We start from the raw sequence: 22,143 nt of genomic DNA, 5'->3' as shown, positions 1-22,143 counted from the left end.
CACGCCCGTCACTGATACCGGTGCCGACCCCACGCCTCAGGCCGGGCGACGGTCCGGTACGACCGGCACGGCCGGGCGGAGCAGCGCTCGGATCGGGTGCCAGAGTTCCTGGGCCTGCTCCGGTCTCGCTCGCCAGAGCAGCCCGTCCGGGTGGTGCAGCACGGCGGTGATCTCGTCCGGGGTGGGCGGCTCGGCGTTGCCGCGGAGGTAGACGGCGCGCAGGCCCAGATTGCGCAGCCGGGTCAGCGCGCGGGCCCGGTTGGCGGCGTGCACCAGGACCCGGACCGGGGTGCCCGGACCCGTTCCGTCCGCGGGACCGGTCAGGGTGATCGCCACCACCACACTGCCGTTCGGCAACTTGCTGAACCCTCCGCCTGCCATGCTCCGCGCTCCCCCGTGAGACGTCATGTCAATAAGGATCTGAACAAGACGCACCTAAACACGATCGGCCGCCGCCCGCTAGAGGGCGACGGCCGATCAAGCTCTGACCTGTGGTGATGCGGGATTACTTGTGCGAGGACCCGACCTTCACGATCATCGTCGAGCCGTCGCGCGGCTCGCTGACGATCGTGATCCGGGTGTTCGTGTCAGCGACCTGAACACTTCCGGTCTTGTTCTCGCTGTACCAGTAGGTTCCCTTGTGGTCGTCGAAGACCGGGATGCCGAGCTGCGGCTTGATCTTCACCGCCACGTCGGCGTTGTGCAGCGTGAAGCCGTCGGTCGCATGCCGGCTGAAGGGCGCGTCGAAGGGCTGGATCTTGTTGCGGATGACCGTGCCGTCCGCCCACTTCAGCGGCTTGGCGTGCGCGTCGATCGGCAGGATCAGGCCCTTGCCCGGGTGGGTCGAGACGTTGTTGTCCTTCTGGGAGAGGTCCCAGAGCCAGATGAGCAGACCGTTCTGGTACGGGTAGTGCTCGACCCAGTCCGGACGGGTCTTGGAGAAGCCGAAGTTGTACGGGCCGACCTTGAGGGTCTGGTCGTAGCTGACGTACTGGCGGTTCTCCGCGATGTAGAACTGCGGGTAGTCCTTGGTGAACGACTCGCCGACGCGGGAGAAGCCCTTGGCTGTCCAGCCGTTGTCGTCGCCCTCGGCGTTGTCCGTGAACAGCGCGGCACCGTCGGCGTTGACCGAGATGGTGTCGGCCGCGAAGCCGACGCCGCCCGCGCCGCCGTCGGTGGCGTAACGGAAGCGGATGTCGATCTTCTTGCCCGCGTAGGCGTCCAGCGGGTACGAGAGCTTCTGGTACTTGCCGGAGACGTCGGTCAGGGCCGGCTTGTCACTGGCGTCGCGCGGGATCGCCTTGCCGTCGGCGGTGCCGTCGATCGCGGTCCAGCTGGTGCCGCCGTTCTCGGACACCTCGGTGTAGAGGTAGTCGTAGTCCTTCTCGATGTCCCACCAGCCCGAAAGGTCGAGGGACGCCTTGGACTTGCCGGTCAGGTCGACCGAACGGGACAAGGTGTTGTTGAGGTTGTCACCCATGTCGCTCCACCACTGCTTGGAGCCCTCGGCGGGCTTCGTGACAGCGGTGGTGACGGGCTTGTCGGGCAGCGAGACGACGAGCGCCTGCTTGTCCTTGGTGTTGTACTCGGACACGCCCAGCTTGTGGGTGGAGTTCGTCGCGGCCTTGGCCTCGGCGTAGTTCAGCCAGCCCAGCTGGAGCTTGTCCCAGGCGGTCATGTCGCCGGGCAGGTCACCGATCTGGTTCTTGCCGGTGCCGAGCCAGGAACCGGCCGACATCAGGGACCAGAAACCGACCGAGTTCTCAGCGGTGTTGGTGGTGTCGTAGAGGTCCGGCAGACCGAGGTCGTGGCCGTACTCGTGGGCGAAGACGCCCAGGCCGCCGTTCTCGGGCTGCGCGGTGTAGTCGCCGACCCAGATGCCGGTGTCACCGATCTCGGTGCCGCCGGCCTTGTTGTCGGCCGGGCCGGTCGCACCGGCGTTGGTGCCGTACGCGTACCAGCGGTGCGCCCAGATGGCGTTCTTGCCCTCGACGCCGCCGCCCGCGGACTCGTCCTCACCGGCGTGGACGATCTGGAAGTGGTCGATGTAGCCGTCGGGCTCGTTGAAGTTGCCGTCGTTGTCGTAGTCGTAACGGTCCCACTGGTCGTACTGCGCGAGGTCCGTCTTGATCTGCTCGGGGGTACGACCCTTGGCCTTCTGGTCGGCGGCCCAGGCGTTCACGCCGTCCCTGACCATGTCCCAGGCGTTGGCACAGTTGGTCGAGCCGCAGTAGTTGGACCCGTAACGGGCCTCGTTGTACGGCACCTTGACCCAGTCGGAGACCTCGCCGTCGACCGAGTAGCGCCCGGAGGACGTCTTCTCGTAGTACGTCTTCAGCGAGTTCTTGCCGGCACCCGTACCGAAGTAGAGGTCCTGGAAGTGCGCCTGGTTGTAGTCGGCCTGCCAGGCGGTGCTGTTGTCCTTCTTGGGGTCCGGCTTGGCTATCTTGTTGTGCGCCGGGCCGGGCGTGCCGCCGTACTTCGGGACGGCCGGCTTCGGGCCGTCGCCGTCCGGGTCGAACATGGTCGTGTTGTCGACCTTGTCGCCGAACTCCACCAGGACCGTGAAGATCTTGTCGGTCTTCTCGCGGCCGAGCTCGACGTACTTCTTGTCGTCGAGCTTGACGACCTTGGAGCCGCCCCGCGCCGTCACCTTCTTGTCGCCCGCCATGACCTGCTCCAGGGCGGCCTGACGCTGGGCGTCCTGCTGCTTACTGAAGGGGCCCTGCAGGTTGTGCGCGTCGCCCTTGGCCGACCCCGGGTCGCGGCGGTCGGCTACCGGCGCCTTCGCCCCCGATGTGTGTTCATCCGCCTGGGCAGTGGCGAAAGCCGACGCCGTAGCGGCAGTGGCGGCCATGGCCACGACAACCGCTGCGGCGCGAAGCGCCCGTCTATGAGTGGTCACTTGATGCAGTCCTCCCCGGCGTTCGCGGCTGCGGCCTGGGGTGGTGTGGAAGGGCCGCGCGCGGATACGCGTCACAAGTGACGACATTCGACCGGAGTTACGCGAGAAAAGACAGACCTTGACTTGAACAGGCCAAGTGCACTATGCAGGAGCACATTTCCGTTATCCGGACGTTCACCACACAAGCAACCAGCGCGTCAGGGCCCGCGGTTGGGGAACGGAATGACTCCGTGCGCCCCCCGTGCACCGGTACCGCGGGTTAGGTGACGCTTACTACCGGTTCCTCACGGGCATCCACCGTCGTAGAGTCGCTCGACAGTGCGACCGTGTTGAGAGACTGCCCATCCGATGCCCCGAGGACGGATACCGACATGCCGCGTATCACTGCCGCACAGCTTTCCTACGGTTCGGTCACCGTCGTCTTCTCGACCCTCGCCATGCTGCTGCTCTCCCGTACGGGTTCGGGCCTCGGCATCGCCGTCATCGGGACCGCGGCGCTTGCGCTCGGCCTGCTGGTGGCCGTGACCGTACCCAACCCGTCCCGGGCGAAAACAGCGAAGTCGGCGAAGGCCGGGGCCGCAGTTCGTACGAACCAGGATGCGGTCTCCGCCGCCGTCGAGGCCGAAGGCCTCGCCCGCGACGGAGTCCAGGCCTCGATCCCGGCGGCCCGCACGGCCGAGCAGCGCGCCACGGCGCGTGTGGAAGAGCTGCTGGGCGAGCATTCCCTGCGGCGCTGACGCATACGGCCTCGGTCTCGGTACAGGATCGAAAACCGATCCTGTACCGAGACCGAGGCCGTATGACGCAGGAAGGGCCCAGGGAGCGTCCGGTACCCCCTAGTTGGTCTGGACGACCACCGTCTTCGCCGCCTTGTCGTGGAGGCCCTGCCGGTACGGCTTGTCCGTGAACATGAGCACGATGTTGATCAGCCACCACAGGCACGGGCAGCACAGCAGCGCCGGCAGCCACAGCACCACGGCCCGCAGGAACGACGCACCGGTGTCCGGCACCCGGCCGTCGTTGAGCATCGCGACCCGTAGCTTCAACAGCCGCTTGCCGATGGTCCGGCCGTCCTTGTGTGTGAAGTACGTGTCGTACCCGACGTAGATCACCAGACCGATCAGCGACCAGAGCAGCTGGTGCCCGCTGTACGTCTGGCTGAAGACATCGCCGACGTTGCTGTTGCTGCTGTTGTTGCCCTTCATCTCGACCGCGCCGCCCCACGGCAACGAGATCAGATACAGCGGGATCGAGATGATCAGGAAGTCGATCAGCCGAGCCAGAATCCGCTTGCCGGGCTCGCCGAGCGGCGGCATACCGGCCAGCGGATCCACGCCCCCGTACGGGCCACCGCCGCCGTAGGGACCGGATTCGTACGGAGGAGGAGGCGGCGGAGGAGCGCTGTCGTAGGGCGAACCCGACGACGGCCCCTGCGGCTCCTGCGGCCTCTGCGGTTCCTGCGGTTCCTGCGATTTCTTGAGGAACGGGTCGTCCTCGGGCGGCTGACCGGACGTCGGCTGATCGTTGCTCATGGGGGCAGTGCACCCCGGCCCACGGGTGCCCGCAACGGCTCAGGTGCGTTCGGGGGAACGGCACATCCCCCGAAGGCCACTCCCCCGATGAGCCGTCAGCCGGAGGAGTGGGCTCCGCGGACCCTCGCGCGGAATCAGCCCGCCACGAAGGTGTGCGCCACCTTGTCGTGCCAGCACTGGCGCCACGGCCGGTCGAACAGACACCAGAGCACATTGACCACTCCGACCACCAGGACGCCCAGCACGCCGTAGACCAGCCAGCGGCGCAGCGCGGCGCCGAAGGGAGGGGCCTCGTGGGACTCGATGTCCCGCACTTCGAGTCCGCAGAGCTTCTTGCCGAGCGTACGGCCCCACTTGGCGGTCGGCAGCGCCTCCAGCAGGACGCCGAGCACGAGGAACGCGCCGAGCACCCCACCGAACAGAGCGGCCGTGGTGGAGTCCACCAGCCAGACGGTGACCGTCTCACCGGACAGCTTCGCCGCGCTGATCTTCTCGTCGATGTGGTCCATCGCCCGCGCGACGAGCGGGTAGCCGATCGCGCCGACGAGCGCCGCCAGCACCACCGTATCGACGAGCCGGGCGGCGAACCTCCTGCCGAGCCCGGCGGGCCTGGCCGATGCCTGGGCCTGCGCGAGCTGCTGGAAGGGGTCGTTGACCGGGGGCTTCCAGGGCACGACGGGCTGGTCCGGCTGTCCACCGTGCGCACCGAGCTGCGGGTGAGGCTGCTGCCCCTGGAGCGGGAGGTGGGGTTGGTGTTGCTGGGGTTGCGGGCGGGCCGCCTGGTCGGGCTGGGCAAGTTGGTGGACCTGCTGCGCCCAGGAAGCGGCACCGCCACCGGGGCCCGGAGTGAGAGGACTGTTGAGATCGGCGGGGGCCGGGGCGGGGGTCTGTGCCGGGGCGGGGGCCTGGTTCTGAGCCGGGGCAGGGGCCTGCACCGGGGCCTGCGCGGGGGGCTGCGCGCCGGGCCCGGGGGCGATCGCGCGGATCGCCATCGTCCCGTCCGCAAGCTCCTGTCCCGTCGCCCGGGGAGCAGGCGGGCGGCCGCCCCGGCCCACGGCGCGGATCGCGACCGTGTTCTCGGGGGCCTGGCTCCTGCCGTCGCGCATGCCCGGCAGCGCACCGCCCGTCGGATCCGGGGAGGCCGGCCGGCGCGGGTCTGCGGGAGCACGGTCGACGGGCTCCCGAACCGCGGGGGCCCGGTCGATGGGCTCCCGGACCGCCGGAGCTCGGTCGATGGGCTCCCGGACCGCCGGAGCTCGGTCGATGGGCTCCCGGACCGCCGGGGCCCGGTCCGCTGACGTACGCGGATCCCGGCCGGACTCCGGTCCCGAGCCGAACCCCGCCCCGGGCTCCGGCCCCGACGACGGCCGGCTCTGCTCGCCCTGCCCGCCCGGCTGCCCGGCGCCGCCCCAGGAGACCCGCCGGTCGCGTTCGCCGCCGAAGCCGGTCTGCCGGGAGGCGTCGGCCTGCCAGGCGGTGGCCGGTTCGGGGCGGTTGTCCGCGTACGGCTCCTCGTCGAGGAAGACCGGACCGGTCTCGTCCACCGGCGCGGGCGCCGGGGCCGACGGCTGCGGCGGCTGCGGTTCGGCCGCCGCTCCGGACGACGTTGCGGGCATCGGCTCGCCCTGCTGAGGGGCGGGCCGGCTCGTGCCGGGCACCCACGAAGCACCGTTCCAGTACCGGACATATCCGGGAATGGACGGGTCGGGGTAATACCCCTCGCGGGGGCTTTCGTCACCGGGTGCCGGGGTTGGGGCGCTCATCACCGTGGTCCCGTATCTCTTCGAGGCCTCAATACAACGGGTCCACATCTATCAGACGACCGCGCACCCCTGGGCCAGTCCAGGGGTTTGGGCCACTTTCCGGTCACGCAGAAATTTTTTCCGGAAGTCGCGTAATAGCTGGAGGGGAGGGCGCTCTCTCCCTGTGCGGACCGGTCGCGGGACCGGCCCACAGGTACCGAAAGGACGCACTCATGCACACCGTCGTGGAGCGCGAGCTGGAGCTCAAGCTGGTTCTGTCGCCCGAGCGCAGCATCCCCGTCCCTGCCCGGCTGACGTACCGCACGGAGGACCCGTACGCCGTACACGTCGCCTTTCACATCGGCTCCGACTTCCCCGTCCACTGGACGTTCGCCCGCGATCTGCTGGTCGAGGGCGTGTTCCGGCCGTGCGGCCAGGGGGACGTGCGGATCTGGCCTACCAAGGCCGACCGGCGCAACGTCATCTTCGTGGCCCTCACTTCGCCCGACGGCGACGCCCTTCTGGAGGTGCCGTCCGCCGTGGTGGCCACCTGGGTGGAGCGGACTCTGCGGCTGGTTCCGCCGGGTACGGAGACCGAGCGGCTCGGCATCGACGAGGGTCTCGCCGAGCTGCTCGCGCCGCTGCCGGCCGACGATCTGTGGCTGAGCGACCCGTGGGCATCGGACGAGTGGCAGGACGGCGACGCGTGAGCGGGCGCGGTCCTGGCCGGCCGTCAGAACACCTTGCCCGGATTGAGCAGCCCGAGCGGGTCGAACGCCTGCTTGATGCCCCGGTGCAGTTCGACGCTCACCTCGCCGAGCTCGCGCGCGAGCCATTCCTTCTTCAGGACACCGACGCCGTGTTCACCGGTGATCGTGCCGCCGAGTTCCAGGCCGAGCGCCATGATCTCGTCGAAGGATTCCCGGGCCCGCCGGGACTCGTCGGCGTCGGTGTGGTCGAAGCAGACGACGGGGTGGGTGTTGCCGTCGCCCGCGTGCGCGCAGACGCCGATGGTCAGGTCGTACTTCTCGGCGACGGCGGCAGTGCCTTCGAGCATCGCGCCGAGCTTCGAGCGCGGTACGCAGACGTCGTCGATCATCGTGGCCGACTTGACCGTCTCCAGTGCGGTGAGCGACATCCGCCGGGCCTGGAGCAGCATTTCGGACTCGGCGGCGTCCTCCGCGGGGACCACCTCGGTGGCGCCCGCCGCGGTGCACAGCTCGGCGACGGCGGCCAGGTCGGCCGACGGGTCCGGGGTGTCGAAGGCGGCGAGCAGGAGCGCCTCGGTGGTGTCGGGGAGGCCCATGTTGGCCATCCTGTTGACGGCATGGACTGTTGTACGGTCCATCAGTTCGAGGAGTGACGGGGTGTGACCGCGCTCCATGATCCGGCAGATCGCCTCGCAGGCGGTCGCCGCGCTCGGGAACTCGGCGGCCAGGACCAATTGCTGCGGCGGCCGGGGCTTCAGCGCGAGCACGGCCTTGACGACGATGCCGAGGCTGCCCTCCGAGCCGACGAAGAGCCGGGTGAGGTCGTATCCGGCGACGCCCTTCGCGGTACGGCGGCCGGTGGTGAGCAGCCGCCCGTCGGCGAGGACGACCTCCAGGCCGAGTACGTATTCGGCGGTGACCCCGTACTTCACGCAGCACAGACCGCCGGACGCGGTGCCGATGTTGCCGCCGATGGTGCACGTCTCCCAGCTGGAGGGGTCCGGCGGGTAGTAGAGACCGTGCTCGTTGACCGCCCGGGACAGCACCGCGTTGATGACGCCCGGTTCGACGACGGCGATCCGGTCGACGGGGCTGATCTCCAGGATCCGGTCCATCTTCACCAGGGACAGCACGATGCAGTCGTCGGAGGCGTTGGCCGCGCCCGACAGACCGGTACGGGCTCCCTGCGGGACGACCGGGACGCGCAGGGCTGTGGCGGTGCGCATGACGTGCTGGACCTGCTCGACCGTGCGCGGGAGCACGACGACGGCCGGCGTTCCCGCATCGCAGAAGCTCGCCATGTCGTGGGCGTAGGAGGCGATGACGTCCGGATCGGTGATCAGGGCCTCGGCGGGCAGACCCGCACGCAGTTGTTCGAGAAGACCATTCATCGGATTCCTCCGTGGATACTCCGCCCTTCAGGGCGGAGAGGAAACGGACTCCTGCGGAGCAGGGCAAGGAGCGGAGTTTCGCCCCCAGGGCGAAAGGCCGTGCTGTGACCCGCAGGCCCGACCTTAACTCGCAGTACCACTAGTTTGTGAGCGTGACCACGAGCCGTGTGAAGCGGGCGTTCAAGTACCGCTTCCATCCGACTGATGCGCAGGCAGCCGAGCTGTCGCGCACGTTCGGTTGCGTGCGGAAGGTCTACAACCTGGCGCTCGCCGCCCGCACGGAGGCATGGGTGCGGCAGGAGCGGGTCAACTACAACGCAACGTCGGCGATGCTGACGGCGTGGAAGAAGACCGAGGAGCTGGCGTTCCTCAACCAGGTCTCGTCGGTGCCGCTCCAGCAGACGCTGCGGCACCTCAACGGAGTTCTCCGGGCGGGCGGTCGGCGACGAAGCAGAAACCCCCACGGCGCGAGCCGTAGGAGTTCCCCTCGTTCACGAGGGGGAGGAAGTCAAGATCCAAGCGTGGCACCCGGGGGCCCATTGGTGTGAACCCGTCTGCCGCAGCCTTCGCAAGACGCGGTGTGCTCTTCGTACTGACGCAGAGTGATCGGCATGGATGTCATGCCGCAGCAGCCTCCGGAGTCCCCCCATTCGACCGAGCCTCCCCTCGAACCTCCCGGAACCGGTCCCGCACCGCCGGTCCCGGCGTCCCCGGATCCGTCCCCGGCCGAACTGCCGCCCCTCTCGCTGCGTACGACGCTTCGCCGGGCGGCCATGGGTGCGGTGGCGGTTGCGGTACTCGTGACGGGTGCGGTGGTGGCCGTGCCGGACGACGAGAAGAAGTCCGCGCCGCCGCCCGCCCCCGGTCCGGTTTCGCGAGCCCTGAAGGCCAGGGACATGGGCTCCCCCGCCTCCCTCTCCGATCTGACGGCGCTGATCGGGGACCGGCAGCAGTGGGTGGGCGCGCATCCGTCCGACGCGCCGTCGTGGGCGTTGCTCGGTACGGCCTATGTGGAGTGGGGGCAGCGTTCCGCGGACGCGGCGTACTACGTCCGTGCCGAACAGGCGCTGAAGCGTTCGCTGGACATCCAGCCGGGTGAGAACGGGAACACGGCGGCCTGGGTGGGGCTCGCGACGCTCGCCAATGCCCGGCACGACTTCGTCACGGCGAAGAAGTGGGGCGAGACGGTACGGGCACGGCAGCCGAAGCAGTGGAACGTGTATCCGGCCCTGATCGACGCGTACAACGGCCTCGGTGACTACAAGTCCGCGAACACGGCGGTGGAGAAGTTCACGGCGCTGCACTCCGGCGCCCCGGCTCTCATCCGGACGGCGCAGAAGTACCGGGACCTCGGCCGGCGCGAGGTCGCGCAGGCCGACGCGCAGGCCGCGGCGGACCGGGCCACCACACCGGCGCAGAAGGCGGAATGTCTGCATCTGCTGGGCGAACTGGCCTGGGAGCGGGGCGAGCCCGACAAGGCGGTGGCGCAGTACAGCGCGGCGCTGCGGACCGACCGTGCCCATCCGTCGCTCGCGGGCCGGGCCAGGGCGCTGGTGGCGCTCGGCCGTACGGACGAGGCCGAGCGCGACTACAAGGCGGCGCTGGCCAACCTCCCCCGGCCCGAATACATGCTGGCGCTGGGCGAGTTGTACGAGTCGCTGGGCCGGGACGAAGATGCCCGGAGCCAGTACGCACAGCTCGGCGAGGCTCTCGCGCGTGACGACGGCGAGGGCGTGGACAACGCAACTCTGCGCGGCCGTTTCGAGATCGATCACGGGGACCCGGCCGCGGCGGTGAAGCTGCTGAAGGCGGAGTGGGACCGGTCGCACCGCAGCGCGGCGGTGGCGGACGCGCTGGGCTGGGCGCTGCACCGCTCCGGCGACTCGTCCTCCGCGCTGCAGTACGCGACGCGGGCGGTCGACACGGATGGGCGGAACGCCGCGTACGTGTCCCACCTGGGCGCGATCCAGCAGGCGTTGAAGGACTACGGTCCGGCGCGCCGCAATCTGGCGGAGGCCCTGCTCATCAACCCGCATTTCTCGCCGCTGGAAGGCCCGGCGGCCCAGAAGGCCCTGGATGCCCTGGGCGGCCCTCCGGCGGGCGGCCCGCAAGGCCTGGCGCCCGCGAAGCCGCAGCCCGCTTCACCGGCGCCGGGGCGCCGCTGACGGCGGGCGACGGGTTCAGTCGCCGGACGGCCCGCGACGCGCCGGCCCTCCGGCGACTTCCATGACCTCGGCGCAACCGCAATTGTTATGGACCAATACCGCAGTCTTCCCCGCCGGCACTTGAGACCGACCGGCACATGGGGGGTGGGAGAAAGAGCGGGGCTGGGTGCGTGCAGCTGCAAGAACAAAGCGGCGGCCTCGACCGGTGATGAGCGGTCTCATCCCGGTCCGCCTCGGTGTCCCGTCCGGGCCCGCCGCCCGCTGGGTGGCGGCCCTGGATGCGGGACCTGCTGAGGTCAGCCGACCTTGGCGGGTTCTTCTGCTCGTGCTCGGGTGCCGGCAAGGCGGAAGGAGTCGGTGCCGGTTTCGAAGACGGTGCCGTTGAAGGTCAGGCGGTCGACGATGGCCGCGCGGAGTCGGGGGTCGCGCCGACGTCCAGAGCCTCCACAGCAGTCCGGGACCACTGCCGGGACGACACGTCGGGGTCCGGGACGAGCGTGGAGTGGAGTGGGGCGGTCGCCCGGCGTGGAGGTGTCAGACGATGACGGGGACGGCCTCGGCGCGGTTGGTGGCCCAGTTGGTGACGATGGGCTTGTCGACGTTGGCGGGGTCGGGGAGCTTGAGTTCGGCGGGGTTGGGATCGTCGTCGGTGGTGGCGATGATGACGTTCTCGAACTCCTTGCCGGCATTGCTGTTGGTGGTCTTGGGGCTGATACCGGTGTATGCGACGGCGGAGCCGGTGAGCTTGATGGGGTCTTCGCCACCCTGTCCGACAGGTGAGGCGACGCCGTCGGCGCCGGAGCCGAAGGACACGCTGGGGGTGTTGGTCTCCAGGTAGCAGGTGATGCCGGACTTGGCCTTGGCGGTGACGAGGTAGTAGCCGCCGGCCTGGGACTCCGAGGTGACCGTGAAGTCCAGGTCGTTGGTGCCGCAGGACTGCCCGTAGCCGCCCTTCCTGCCGTCGCCGGAGTCGGCCTTGCCGGTGGAGCCGCTGGAGCTGGAGCCGCCGGTGGAGGAGCCGCCGGTGGAGGAGCCGCCAGTGTTGGAGCCGGTGCTGGAGCCGCTGGTGGAGGGGCTGTCGCTGGAGGAGCTGTCGCTCCCGCCGCTGCCGGCGGAGGCGACGGCGGAGGGGGCCGTGGAGCTGCCGGCGTCCGCGACGTCGCCGGGGTCGCAGGCGGTGGTGGTGGCGGCGAGGGCCGTCACGGCCGCGGCGGCCAGGACGAGACGGGCGGAACGGGTGGCGAGACGCGAACGCATCGTGATCTCCAGCGGCTGTCGGTTGCGGTGTTTCCTGCTGACACCGATGACACTAGGGCCGAGTCGATCCTGAAATGATCCTGTGCATGTCCGGGTTCTGTCTCAGCAACTTCGGTGCCGAGAAACGGCGTTGGATTGCACCAAACCCAGCTCAAGGGGCATGTCCGGGACCCCGCGAGTCGCCGGGACGCTGCGAGACCCATGGTGCCTGGCGTACCAGTAGCTACAGCGGCGGGGGTTCGTCCGGTGGCGACTGCGTGGAGGTGGCCACCCTCCCCGCCGGCGCTGCCGTCCGCGACAGCAAGAACCCCTCAGGCCCCGCCCTCCGCTTCGGTGACGGGACCTGGGACGCTTTTCCTCGCGGAGGCCGAGCGGGCGCGGTAGTGCGTCGCTCCGGTCGGCGTACAGGGCCGGGGTTCTCGGGCGTGCCCGGAGACCTCCCGGACAGCGGAAACGGGCTCTTTGGAGGGAGCCCGTTCCGCTGTCCGGCCGGAGGCGGGCCGGAGGCGGGCCGGAGGCGGGCCGGAGGCGGGCCGGAGGCGGGCCGGAGGCGGGCCGGAGGCGGGCCGGAGGCGGGCCGGAGGCGGGCCGGAGGCGGGCCGGAGGCGGGCCGGAGGCGGGCCGGAGGCGGGCCGGAGGCGGGCCGGAGGCGGGCCGGAGGCGGGCCGGAGGCGGGCCGGAGGCGGGCCGGAGGCGGGCCGGAGGCGGGCCGGAGGCGGGCCGGAGGCGTCCTACAGGTTGCCGCGCTTCTCCTGCTCGCGCTCGATCGCCTCGAACAGGGCCTTGAAGTTGCCCTTGCCGAAGCCCATCGAGCCATGGCGCTCGATCATCTCGAAGAAGACGGTCGGGCGGTCCTGGACCGGCTTGGTGAAGATCTGCAGCAGGTAGCCGTCCTCGTCGCGGTCGACGAGGATCTTCAGCTCGCGCAGGGTCTCCACGGGGACGCGGGTCTCGCCCGCCCACTCGCCGAGGGTGTCGTAGTACGAGTCGGGGGTGTCCAGGAACTGGACGCCGGCCGCCCGCATCGCGCGCACCGAGGCGACGATGTCGTTCGTGGCGAGCGCGATGTGCTGGACGCCCGCGCCGCCGTAGAACTCCAGGTACTCGTCGATCTGGGACTTCTTCTTCGCGATCGCCGGTTCGTTGATCGGGAACTTCACCTTCAGGGTGCCGTCGGCGACGACCTTCGACATGAGGGCGGAGTACTCGGTGGCGATGTCGTCGCCCACGAACTCCTTCATGTTGGTGAAGCCCATGACCTTGTTGTAGAAGCCGACCCACTCGTTCATCCGGCCGAGTTCCACATTGCCGACGCAGTGGTCGATGGCCTGGAACGTCCGCTTGGCCGGCGGCTCGACGACGGGGGCCGCGGCGACGTAGCCGGGCAGGTACGGGCCGTCGTAGCCGGTGCGCTCGACGAGGGTGTGGCGGGTCTTGCCGTACGTGGCGATGGCGGCCAGCACGACCGTGCCGTGCTCATCCTTGACCTCGTGCGGCTCGGCGAGGCCGAGGGCGCCGTGCTCGACCGCGTACGCATAGGCCGCGCGGGCGTCCGGGACCTCGATGGCCAGGTCGACGACGCCGTCGCCGTGCTCGGCAACATGGTCGGCGAGGAAGCGGCCGTGGTCGGTGGACGCCTTGATGACGGAAGTGAAGACGAAACGGGCGGAGCCATTGGTCAGGACGTAACTCGCCGTCTCGCGGCTGCCGTTCTCCGGTCCGGAGTAGGCGACCAGCTTCATGCCGAAGGCCGTCGAGTAGTAGTGAGCGGCCTGCTTGGCATTGCCGACGGCGAAGACGACCGCGTCCATTCCCTTGACCGGGAAGGGGTCGGCCTGCCGGGCTGTGTCGGGGGTGGTGTGCAGAGTCTCAGTCATGCTCGAAGGCTCTCGCCGCTTCGCAAGGTGCGCAACAGTTCGCGAATCGGCTGGGCAATCTGCATAGCCGATAGGGATGATGGCCGGGCTATCTGTACATGATGACCACCACAGCGGCCCCCGGAGGCGAACCCATGGCGATCGATCATCTGGACGGGCGACTCATCGTACTGCTGGCCCGCGAGCCCCGTATCGGCGTCCTGGAGGCATCGCGCCGGCTCGGCGTGGCGCGCGGGACGGTGCAGGCGCGCCTCGACCGGCTTCAGTCGAATGGAGTCATCCGCGGATTCGGCCCGACCGTCGATCCGGCGGCGCTCGGCTACCCCGTCACCGCGTTCGCGACGCTGGAGATCAAGCAGGGTCAAGGCGCCGATGTACGGGCCCACTTGGCCGGTGTCCCGGAGGTACTGGAGCTGCACACCACCACCGGGCACGGCGACATGCTCTGCCGTCTCGTCGCGCGTTCCAACGCCGATCTTCAACGGGTGATCGACCGGGTTGTCGGTTTTGATGGCATCGTCCGGGCCTCCACGGCCATCGTCATGGAGAACCCGGTTCCGCTGCGGATCATCCCGCTCGTCGAGCAGGCCGCAGAGGACAACGACTGAGCCGAGGAGTGGCGTGTGAGCTTCTGGGAGTACCTGGGCAACCGGCATCAACAGCTGCTCACCGACGCGTATCAGCACGTCAGTGCCGTATTCCAGTGCATGGTCATCGCCACCGTGCTGGGTGTCCTGATCGGGGTCGTCACCTATCGCAGCGGATGGGCGGGGTCGCTGGCCATCACGTCGACGGCGACGATCCTCACCATCCCCTCCCTCGCCGCGATCGGTCTGCTCATCCCGCTGGTCGGGCTCGGGGTCGCGCCCACGGTGATCACTCTGACGCTGTACGGGCTGCTGCCCATCGTCCGTAACTCGATCGTGGGGCTGCGCGGCGTCGATCCGTCGCTCGTCGACGCGGCGAAGGGCATCGGGATGTCGCGGCCGGCCCGGCTGTGCCGGGTGGAGCTGCCGCTCGCCTGGCCGCCGATCCTCACCGGCATCAGGGTCTCCACACAGATGCTGATGGGCATCGCCGCCATCGCCGCCTATGCGTCGGGCCCCGGCCTGGGCAATGAGATCTTCCGCGGCATCGCCTCGCTGGGCAGCGCCAACGCGCTCAATCAGGTGCTCGCAGGCACGCTCGGCATCGTCATCCTCGCCCTGCTCTTCGACGCCGCGTACGTACTGCTCGGGCGGCTCACCATTCCCAGGGGGATCCGTGTCTGAGACCGCCGACGCCGGGAACGCCGGCTCCGGTGCCGCCGACGGGAGCAGCGCCGCCGACAGCGCCGGAACGACGAAGACCACTTCCGGCGCCACCATCCATCTGGACAATCTGACCAAGCGCTATCCGGGCAATCCGAGCCCGGCGGTGGACAACGTCACGATGGACATCAAGGCCGGTGAAACGGTGATCTTCGTCGGCCCGTCCGGCTGCGGGAAGTCCACCACCCTGAAGATGATCAACCGGCTGATCGAGCCGACGTCCGGGCGGATCAGGATCAACGACGAGGACGTCACCGACATCGACCCGGTGAAGCTGCGCCGCAAGATCGGTTACGCGATCCAGTCGTCCGGGCTCTTCCCGCACATGACGGTCGCCGAGAACATCGCCCTCGTACCGAGGATGGTCGGCTGGTCGAAGTCGAAGGTGAAGGACCGGGTCGAGGAGATGCTCGATCTGGTCGGCCTCGACCCCCGGGAGTTCCACGGGCGCTACCCGCGTGCGCTCTCCGGCGGACAGCAGCAGCGGGTGGGCGTGGCGCGGGCCCTGGCGGCCGATCCACCGGTGCTGCTGATGGACGAGCCGTTCGGCGCGGTCGACCCGATCACCCGCGACCACCTGCAGGACGAGCTGATCCGGCTCCAGCACGAGCTGCACAAGACGATCGTCTTCGTCACCCACGACTTCGACGAGGCGATCAAGCTGGGTGACCGGATCGCGGTACTGCGGGAGCGTTCACACATCGCGCAGTTCGACACCCCGGAGGCGATCCTCACCAACCCGACGGACGACTTCGTCTCGGGTTTCGTCGGTGCCGGGGCCGCGCTGAAGCGGCTCAACCTCACCCGCGTACGGGATGTGGAGATGGTCCAGTTCCCGACGGTCACGGTCGACGACCCGCTCCAGTCGATCTTCAACAAGCTGCGCAGCGGCCCGCACAACGAGCTCCTGATGCTGGACCGCAGGAACCGCCCGTACAAGTGGCTGCGGCGCGGCGACCTGATGCGGGCGCGGGGTTCGCTGGCGCGTGCCGGGCAACTGGTCCATGACACGGTGACGCGGGACGCGACGCTGCACGACGCCCTGGAGGCGGTGCTGACCGACAGCGGCGGACGGGCCGCGGTGACCGGGCGGCGCGGCGAGTTCATCGGGGTCGTCGACATGCACACCCTGATGAACTCCGTCCAGGAACTGCTGGAGGCCGACCGGCTCGCCGCCATCGAGCACCAGCACGACCTGGAGGACACGCGCGCCCACCAGACCGGACAGGAGCTGGAGGGCGGTGCGGGCGCATGAATCCCAACTTCCCGCAGGATCCCGAATCGGCGCGGACTGCGCGCTCCCCCCGCCCGGCGCCCGCGTCCGACAAGGACCGCCCGCCCGGCGAACACGACGTCATGGGCCATGCCTTCCGCGACGAGGAGGAGGAACCCCCACCGCCACCGGTGGCGCCGCGGCGCCGGATCACCTGGCGCAAGCTGGTGCTGCTGCCGGCCGCGCTCGCGATCGTCCTGGCCATCACCTATCTGTGGATCACCAACACCCACCTCGACTCGATCGCCAGGAATTCGCTCACCGGCGGCAATGTGCGGCTGCGCTGGTGGCAGCATGTGAAACTGACCGCGATCTCGACGTTCTGGGTTCTGATCATCGCCATCCCGCTGGGGATCGCACTGACCCGGCGCCTGCTGCGCAAGGGCGCCCCGGTGGTCACGGTCGTCGCCAACATCGGGCAGGCGACCCCCGCGATCGGTCTGCTGGCTCTCCTGGTCATCTGGCTGGGCATCGGCCCGTCGACGGCGATCATCGGCATGGTGATCTACGCGGTGCTGCCGGTGTTCTCCAACACGGTGGCCGGTCTCAGGGCGATCGAACCGAGCCTGGTCGAGGCTTCGCGCGGCATCGGCATGTCGGCGATGGGGACGCTCACCAAGGTCGAACTGCCGCTCGCCGTCCCGCTGATCCTGGCCGGTGTACGGACGGCGCTGGTGCTCAACGTCGGTACGGCGACCCTGGCCACCTTCGTCGGCGGCGGCGGCCTCGGGGACCTGATCACCTCGGGCATCCAGACCCAGCGGATGCCGGTGCTGGTGCTCGGTTCCGTACTGACGGTGGTGCTGGCGCTGCTGGTGGACTGGCTGGCCTCGCTGGTCGAGGTGGCGTTGACGCCGCGTGGACTGGAGGTGGGGTGAGATGGGCCCGCGGCAGGTGCGTGCCGGACTCGTAGGGGCACTCGCCCTGACGCTGACGCTCTCCGGGTGCGGTCTGAAGAGCGGCTCGCCGATGGTGGACGACGTGGTGCCGGGCTCCGTGGGTCGGGGGAAGCCGCTGGACGGTGCTTCGCTGACCGTGACCTCGAAGAACTTCAGCGAGAACATCATCCTCGGCCAGATGATCGGCCTGGTCTTCAAGGCCGCCGGCGCGGAGGTCCTGGACCGGACGAACCTGCCCGGTTCGATCAGTGCGCGTGAGGCGATCATCAAGGGCGGCGCGGATGCGATGTACGAGTACACGGGCACCGGCTGGATCACCTATCTGGGCCATGCGAAGCCGATCGCCGACCCGTTGGCGCAGTGGAAGGCGGTCCGCGACGAGGACCGGAAGAACGGGGTGACCTGGCTGACGCCATCCACCCTCAACAACACCTACGCGCTCGCCATCAGCAGGAAGAACAACGCGAAGTACCACTTGAGGACGCTCTCCGATGTCGCCGCGCTGGCGAAGAAGAACCCGTCGGCGGTGACGATCTGCGTGGAGAACGAGTTCGCCTCGCGCGACGACGGGCTGCCGGGCATGGAGAAGGCGTACGGGATGTCGCTCCCTGCCGCCAACATCAAGAAGATGGACGCCGGGATCATCTACACCCAGGTCTCGAAGTCCAACTCCTGCCTGCTGGGCGAGGTGTTCACCACGGACGGCCGGATCAGGGCCATGGACCTCGACGTGCTCGTGGACGACAAGCACTTCTTCCCCAACTACAACGCGGCGCCCGTCATCCACACCAAGACTTTTGAGAAGTACCCGCAGATCGCGGGGCTGCTCGACCCGGTGAGCAGGAAGCTGACGACGGAGGTCGCGCAGGAGCTCAACGCGAAGGTGGATGTCGACGGGCAGGACCCGCACGAGGTGGCGAAGGGCTGGCTGATCCAGGAGGGGTTCATCAAGAAGGGGTGAGCCGTCGCGACCCTCCGGGCAGGACGCAAAGAAATCGCTGCAAAAAAATCGTTGCAAAGAGAGCTTTGCAACTCTACGGTTGAGCCATGCCCGCAACAGAGGACGACGGCGAGAGCGCCGTCGTCGGCCCGAATGTCCACACGGTCGACGCCCGCACCCTGCGCGGGCTCGCCCACCCCCTGCGACTGCGCCTGCTGAGCGCGCTCCGCGAGTTCGGCCCCGCCACCGCCTCCGGTCTCGCGGACCGGCTGGGCGAGTCCAGCGGCGCCACCAGCTACCACCTCAGGCAGCTGGCGGCGTACGGCTTCGTCGAGGACGACCCCGAGCGCGGCAAGGGCCGCGAACGCTGGTGGCGGGCCGTCCACACAGGCACCGCCTTCAACAGCGACCGATTCCTGGGCCACCCGGATCCCGAGGTGCGCGGCGCCGTCGGCGTCGTACTCCACGAGATCGCCACCACACACGCCCAGGAGCTGAACACCTGGCTCGGCACGATGCACGAGTGGCCCGAGGAGTGGCTGCACGGCTGGGACGCCAGCGATTTCAAGGTGCGCCTCACCCCCGATCTCTCCAGGGAGCTGATCGGGAAGATCCACGATCTCATCGCGAGCTATGAGGACCGGGTCCCGGAGGGCACGGAGGGCTCGGCCAACGTCCGCAGCCACGTGCACCTCTTCCCTCGCCCCGCCGAGTAACGAACCCACCGGGCAACAGCCCGAAGAGCGGTGGACCCGTCCGGCGGACGGGTCCACCGCGCGACGCCGCCGGCCGGCCGTGCGGGAAGCCCGTCGGGCACCGAGTCGGCCGTGCGACGAAGTCGCCGAGGAATGAGCCCCTCCGACCGGAAGGACACCGCCATGCACTCCGACACTCATCTGCTGCTGCACCACCAGCGCTCCGCCGAACTACGGCGGCGGGCAACGGATCTCGATCTCGTTCCGGCTGATCCGCGCGCCTCGCTGCGCGCCCGGCTGGGCTGGCTCCTCGTGGAGTCGGGGCTGCGCATCATGCCCCACAGCCCCGACCGCCCTTCCGTCGTGCCCGGTACGGCATGAGCGGCCGGGGGGACCGCAGTCGCGACCGCATCCCGCTCATCGCCGTACTGTCCGCCAACTCCATATCCACGGCCGGTACTTCACTCACCCTCATCGGCGTCCCGTGGTTCGTCCTGGAGACCACGGGCAGCGCGGGACGGGCCGGCGTCGTCGCCTTCTGCGCGACTCTGCCGATCGTCGTCTCCGCACTGATCGGCGGACCCGTCATCGACCGGATCGGGCGCCGCCGGGTCTCCGTCGCCTCCGACCTGGTCTGCGGCGTCGCCGTAGCCGCCATCCCTCTGCTGCACTACGCGGACTCCCTGGAGTTCTGGATGCTGTGCGCGCTGATGGCGGTCAGCGGACTCCTGCACACCCCGGGCAACACGGCCCGCTACGTCCTCGTACCGGATCTCGCCGAGCACGCCGGCACCACCCTCGCCCGCGCCGCCAGCCTCTTCGACGCCGTCTCGCGCGGCGCCAGGATGGTCGGGGCGGCGCTGGCCGGCGTACTGATCGCACTGGTCGGCGCGGAGACCGTACTGCTGCTGGATGCCGCGACCTTCCTGACGTCCGCGCTGCTGATCGCGGTCGGGGTGCGGGGGGTACGCGCGGCCGAGCCCCGCAAGGCCGCGGCGCCCGTCTCGCTGCGGGCGTACCGCACCGAACTGCGCGAGGGTTACACCTACTTGCTGAGCAACCGGCTGTTGCTGGCCGTCGTGGTGATGGTCCTCTTCATGAACGGCACCGATCAGGGCTGGAACGCCGTCCTGCTGCCGGTGCACGCCTCCGCCGAACTGGGCGGGGCCAGGGACATCGGGCTTCTCACCGCGCTGTTCGGCGCGGGCGGGCTGACCGGGGCGCTGCTGTACGGGGCGTTCGGGCACCGTTTCTCGCGGCGGGCCGTCTTCACGGTGTGCGTGGTGCTGTGCGGCGCGCCCAGGTACGCGGTCGCGGCGCTGACCGGGACGACGCTGCCGCTCGCCGTGACCATGGCGCTGAGCGGCATCGCGGGCGGGGTGCTGAACCCGATCCTGACGACGGTGATCTACGGGAGCGTGCCCGACGAGCTGCGCAGCCGGGTCTCCGGGGTCCTCACGGCAGGAGGCGAACTGGCCATGCCGGTGGGCGGTCTCGCGGCCGGCCTGCTGGTGGAGAGCGCAGGCGCGAGAGGCGCGCTGCTGGCGATGGGCACGGTGTACCTGCTGGCGACGCTGAGCCCGTTGGTGTTCCCGGTGTGGCGCACGATGGACGCGGCCGATTCCGGGTCCGGGTCCGGGGGCACGGAGGCGGAGGCCTCGGCACCGGCCGCCGAGGTCAGCAGCTCGGGACCTTGCGCCCCTGCTCCAGCGCCTGGAGTGAGGACACCGCGCTCTTCAGGGTCGTGACCGGGATCAGCCGGAGCCCCTTGGGGAGCTCGGCACCCGCCTCCCGGCACTCGGCCTTCGGGACGAGGAAGACGGTCGCGCCGTCGCGGTGCGCGGCCTGAGTCTTGAGCGACACTCCGCCGACCGCGCCGACCGCGCCGTTCGCCTGGATCGTTCCGGTGCCCGCGATGGTGCGGCCACCGGTGAGATCGCCGCCGGAGCCGTCGCCGTCGAGCTTGTCGACGATGCCGAGCGCGAAGAACAGACCCGCGCTGGGACCTCCGACATCGGCGAGGTGCAGGGTGACGTCGACCGAGCCCTTGGGCTTACCGAGGTAGTTCAGGGCCGCGTCGACGGCGGAGTTCTGCGACTTCCTCATGTCCTCGAGGTTGTGCTTCTCGATCTCCTTCTCGGAGCCGCCGGTCGGGTAGACGGAGTTGCGGGGCAGAACCGCCCGGTCCGTACGGAACCAGCTGTCGACCACATCACCGATGCCGACATCGGCGTTGGGCCCGGTCGCGACGATCGTCGTCATCCGCAGCTCGCCCTTGGTGGGGCGGGTGGGCGCGCCCTTGATGCTGATCACGGGGGTGCCGTGGTCCTTCCCGAGCACGTTCGCGGTCGTGCCGGGCTGCGCCAGCGTGAACGGCAGCGGCGCGAAGGCGGCCACGCCGAACAGGGCGAGGACGGGCAGGGCACACAGGATGAGGGTGCGGGTGCGGGGGCGCGAGAGACGAGTGAGCACCCGCCCAATCTAACCGCCGGGACGCTGGTACGGGCCGGGTGGTGGGTCGACCCGGCCCGTACCGGCTGCCCGGCCCGGCTCCCGCGGAGGGCCGGGCCGGTCCGGCCGACCGCTTTGTCCTCAATCGCCGGACGGGCATGATTTGGCCGGCCGACCGCCACCCGCGACAGGCCGGGCTCGAAATGCCCTACCGGAGCGCGTCCGCCACCTCGCGGGCCGCGTCCACGACTCGGGGGCCGACGCGTTCGGGTACGGAGTCCGCGAGCATCACCACGCCCACGCTCCCCTCGACGCCCGTCACCCCCATCAGCGCGGCCGCCGCCCCGCTCGCCCCGGCTTCCAGTTCGCCGTGGGTGAGGGTGAAGGCGGTCTCGCCCACCGGCTTCTGTCGGGCGGCGAGGATCGCCCGGCCCGCGGCACCCCGGTCCAGCGGATGACGGAAACCGGCCCGGTAGGCGACGTGGTAGTCGGTCCAGGTCGGCTCGACGACCGCGACCGCCAGCGCGTCGCTGCCGTCGACCAGCGTGAGATGGGCGGTGGCCCCGATGTCCTCGGCGAGGGACCGCAGCGCGGGCAGCGCGGCTTCCCGCACGAGCGGATGCACCTGGCGGCCCAGGCGCAGCACGCCGAGGCCCACCCTGGCCCGGCCGCCCAGATCGCGGCGTACCAGGGCGTGTTGTTCCAGGGTGGCCAGCAGACGGTAGACCACGGTTCGGTTGACACCGAGTTTGTTGGACAACTCGGTGACGGTCAGGCCGTGGTCGGTGTCGGCAAGCAGTTTGAGGACCCGTAGTCCCCGGTCGAGCGTCTGGGAGGTCTCCGCGGTCACGACGCCCTCTCCTCTTTGGTGAGCGGCGGCGGCTGGTTCCCACGGGATGTGTGCCACCGGTCCCAGCGGCGACGCACGGAGAGGCCGCCGGCCTGGCCAAGGCAACCGGCTGCGCTCCGCGGCGGCGTTGCCACGGGGCGTGCATT

The 22,143-nt window shown here is 69.7% G+C and carries 20 protein-coding genes and 2 pseudogenes; 13 read left to right on the top strand and 9 right to left on the bottom strand.

What is annotated here, in order from left to right; translation table 11 throughout:
• Positions 1-36: 36 nt before the first annotated feature.
• Positions 37-381 carry a hypothetical protein gene (locus OG609_RS25650; protein WP_327274974.1) on the bottom strand — a complete coding sequence of 115 codons (345 nt, stop codon included), beginning with the start codon at positions 379-381 and terminating at the stop codon, positions 37-39.
• Between the two features lie 124 nt (positions 382-505).
• Positions 506-2,905 carry an immune inhibitor A domain-containing protein gene (locus OG609_RS25645; RefSeq protein WP_327274973.1) on the bottom strand — a complete coding sequence of 800 codons (2,400 nt, stop codon included), beginning with the start codon at positions 2,903-2,905 and terminating at the stop codon, positions 506-508.
• A gap of 371 nt (positions 2,906-3,276) precedes the next feature.
• Between OG609_RS25645 and OG609_RS25640 the strand changes: the two genes are divergently transcribed.
• Complete coding sequence (locus tag OG609_RS25640) at positions 3,277-3,642, top strand: hypothetical protein (protein WP_327274972.1); 366 nt, start codon at positions 3,277-3,279, stop codon at positions 3,640-3,642.
• 99 nt (positions 3,643-3,741) lie between these two features.
• Here OG609_RS25640 and OG609_RS25635 read toward each other — a convergent pair whose 3' ends face one another.
• Together OG609_RS25635 and OG609_RS25630 are read right to left on the bottom strand one after the other, a co-directional pair.
• Positions 3,742-4,437 carry an RDD family protein gene (locus OG609_RS25635; protein ID WP_327274971.1) on the bottom strand — a complete coding sequence of 232 codons (696 nt, stop codon included), beginning with the start codon at positions 4,435-4,437 and terminating at the stop codon, positions 3,742-3,744.
• Between the two features lie 134 nt (positions 4,438-4,571).
• Positions 4,572-6,200: an RDD family protein gene (locus OG609_RS25630; protein ID WP_327274970.1), complete on the bottom strand. Its 1,629-nt coding sequence runs from the start codon at positions 6,198-6,200 to the stop codon at positions 4,572-4,574.
• 212 nt (positions 6,201-6,412) lie between these two features.
• On the opposite strand from OG609_RS25630, the gene OG609_RS25625 reads away from it, so the two are divergent.
• A complete protein-coding gene (locus OG609_RS25625; protein WP_327274969.1) occupies positions 6,413-6,889 on the top strand; it encodes an SsgA family sporulation/cell division regulator in 477 nt (158 codons plus the stop codon).
• 23 nt (positions 6,890-6,912) lie between these two features.
• Here OG609_RS25625 and OG609_RS25620 read toward each other — a convergent pair whose 3' ends face one another.
• The gene (locus tag OG609_RS25620) at positions 6,913-8,280 is read right to left on the bottom strand and encodes an FAD-binding oxidoreductase (protein WP_327274968.1); all 1,368 of its coding nucleotides are present in this window, start codon (positions 8,278-8,280) and stop codon (positions 6,913-6,915) included.
• A gap of 146 nt (positions 8,281-8,426) precedes the next feature.
• On the opposite strand from OG609_RS25620, the pseudogene OG609_RS25615 reads away from it, so the two are divergent.
• Positions 8,427-8,774: pseudogene (locus tag OG609_RS25615) on the top strand (helix-turn-helix domain-containing protein); the annotation flags it as partial.
• A 117-nt stretch (positions 8,775-8,891) separates the two neighbouring features.
• Positions 8,892-10,445, top strand: coding sequence for a tetratricopeptide repeat protein (locus OG609_RS25610; RefSeq protein ID WP_327274967.1), 1,554 nt, complete (start codon positions 8,892-8,894; stop codon positions 10,443-10,445).
• Between the two features lie 534 nt (positions 10,446-10,979).
• On the opposite strand, the gene OG609_RS25605 is transcribed toward OG609_RS25610, so the two are convergent.
• On the bottom strand, positions 10,980-11,702 hold the full coding sequence (locus OG609_RS25605) for a hypothetical protein (RefSeq protein WP_327274966.1): 723 nt from the start codon (positions 11,700-11,702) through the stop codon (positions 10,980-10,982).
• A gap of 74 nt (positions 11,703-11,776) precedes the next feature.
• Between OG609_RS25605 and OG609_RS25600 the strand changes: the two are divergent.
• Positions 11,777-12,052: pseudogene (locus tag OG609_RS25600) on the top strand (DUF397 domain-containing protein); the annotation flags it as partial.
• 381 nt (positions 12,053-12,433) lie between these two features.
• On the opposite strand, the gene hppD reads toward OG609_RS25600, so the two are convergent.
• A complete protein-coding gene (hppD, locus tag OG609_RS25595; RefSeq protein WP_327274965.1) occupies positions 12,434-13,579 on the bottom strand; it encodes a 4-hydroxyphenylpyruvate dioxygenase in 1,146 nt (381 codons plus the stop codon).
• A gap of 134 nt (positions 13,580-13,713) precedes the next feature.
• Here hppD and OG609_RS25590 point away from each other — a divergent pair, with 134 nt between their 5' ends.
• The 8 genes from OG609_RS25590 (at position 13,714) to OG609_RS25555 (ending at position 20,444) form a co-directional block, all read left to right on the top strand.
• Positions 13,714-14,187 (top strand): Lrp/AsnC family transcriptional regulator, encoded by a 474-nt coding sequence (locus OG609_RS25590; RefSeq protein WP_327274964.1) that lies wholly within the window; start codon positions 13,714-13,716, stop codon positions 14,185-14,187.
• A gap of 15 nt (positions 14,188-14,202) precedes the next feature.
• Complete coding sequence (locus OG609_RS25585) at positions 14,203-14,850, top strand: ABC transporter permease (RefSeq protein WP_327274963.1); 648 nt, start codon at positions 14,203-14,205, stop codon at positions 14,848-14,850.
• Between the two features lie 94 nt (positions 14,851-14,944).
• Positions 14,945-16,144: an ABC transporter ATP-binding protein gene (locus OG609_RS25580; protein ID WP_327278184.1), complete on the top strand. Its 1,200-nt coding sequence runs from the start codon at positions 14,945-14,947 to the stop codon at positions 16,142-16,144.
• A 101-nt stretch (positions 16,145-16,245) separates the two neighbouring features.
• Positions 16,246-17,040, top strand: a complete 795-nt coding sequence (locus OG609_RS25575) for an ABC transporter permease (protein WP_327278183.1) — start codon at positions 16,246-16,248, stop codon at positions 17,038-17,040.
• 1 nt (position 17,041) lies between these two features.
• Entirely contained in the window at positions 17,042-18,022 is a 981-nt protein-coding gene (locus OG609_RS25570) for a glycine betaine ABC transporter substrate-binding protein (RefSeq protein WP_327274962.1), read from the top strand.
• 86 nt (positions 18,023-18,108) lie between these two features.
• Positions 18,109-18,717, top strand: a complete 609-nt coding sequence (locus tag OG609_RS25565) for a winged helix-turn-helix domain-containing protein (RefSeq protein ID WP_327274961.1) — start codon at positions 18,109-18,111, stop codon at positions 18,715-18,717.
• Between the two features lie 162 nt (positions 18,718-18,879).
• On the top strand, positions 18,880-19,077 hold the full coding sequence (locus OG609_RS25560) for a hypothetical protein (protein WP_327274960.1): 198 nt from the start codon (positions 18,880-18,882) through the stop codon (positions 19,075-19,077).
• A complete protein-coding gene (locus tag OG609_RS25555; RefSeq protein ID WP_327274959.1) occupies positions 19,074-20,444 on the top strand; it encodes an MFS transporter in 1,371 nt (456 codons plus the stop codon). The genes OG609_RS25560 and OG609_RS25555 overlap by 4 nt, the downstream gene beginning before the upstream one ends.
• On the opposite strand, the gene OG609_RS25550 is transcribed toward OG609_RS25555, so the two are convergent.
• Together OG609_RS25550 and OG609_RS25545 are read right to left on the bottom strand one after the other, a co-directional pair.
• Positions 20,374-21,168 carry a S16 family serine protease gene (locus tag OG609_RS25550; RefSeq protein WP_327274958.1) on the bottom strand — a complete coding sequence of 265 codons (795 nt, stop codon included), beginning with the start codon at positions 21,166-21,168 and terminating at the stop codon, positions 20,374-20,376. The two genes, OG609_RS25555 and OG609_RS25550, sit on opposite strands and share 71 nt — an antisense overlap.
• A gap of 187 nt (positions 21,169-21,355) precedes the next feature.
• Positions 21,356-21,997, bottom strand: a complete 642-nt coding sequence (locus tag OG609_RS25545) for an IclR family transcriptional regulator (protein ID WP_093900273.1) — start codon at positions 21,995-21,997, stop codon at positions 21,356-21,358.
• Positions 21,998-22,143 lie beyond the last annotated feature (146 nt).

Source organism: Streptomyces sp. NBC_01224 (assembly GCF_036002945.1).
GTDB lineage: Bacteria > Actinomycetota > Actinomycetes > Streptomycetales > Streptomycetaceae > Streptomyces.
The sequence above is the reverse complement of the archived record's forward strand: the minus strand, read 5'-3'. Positions and strand labels throughout refer to the sequence as shown.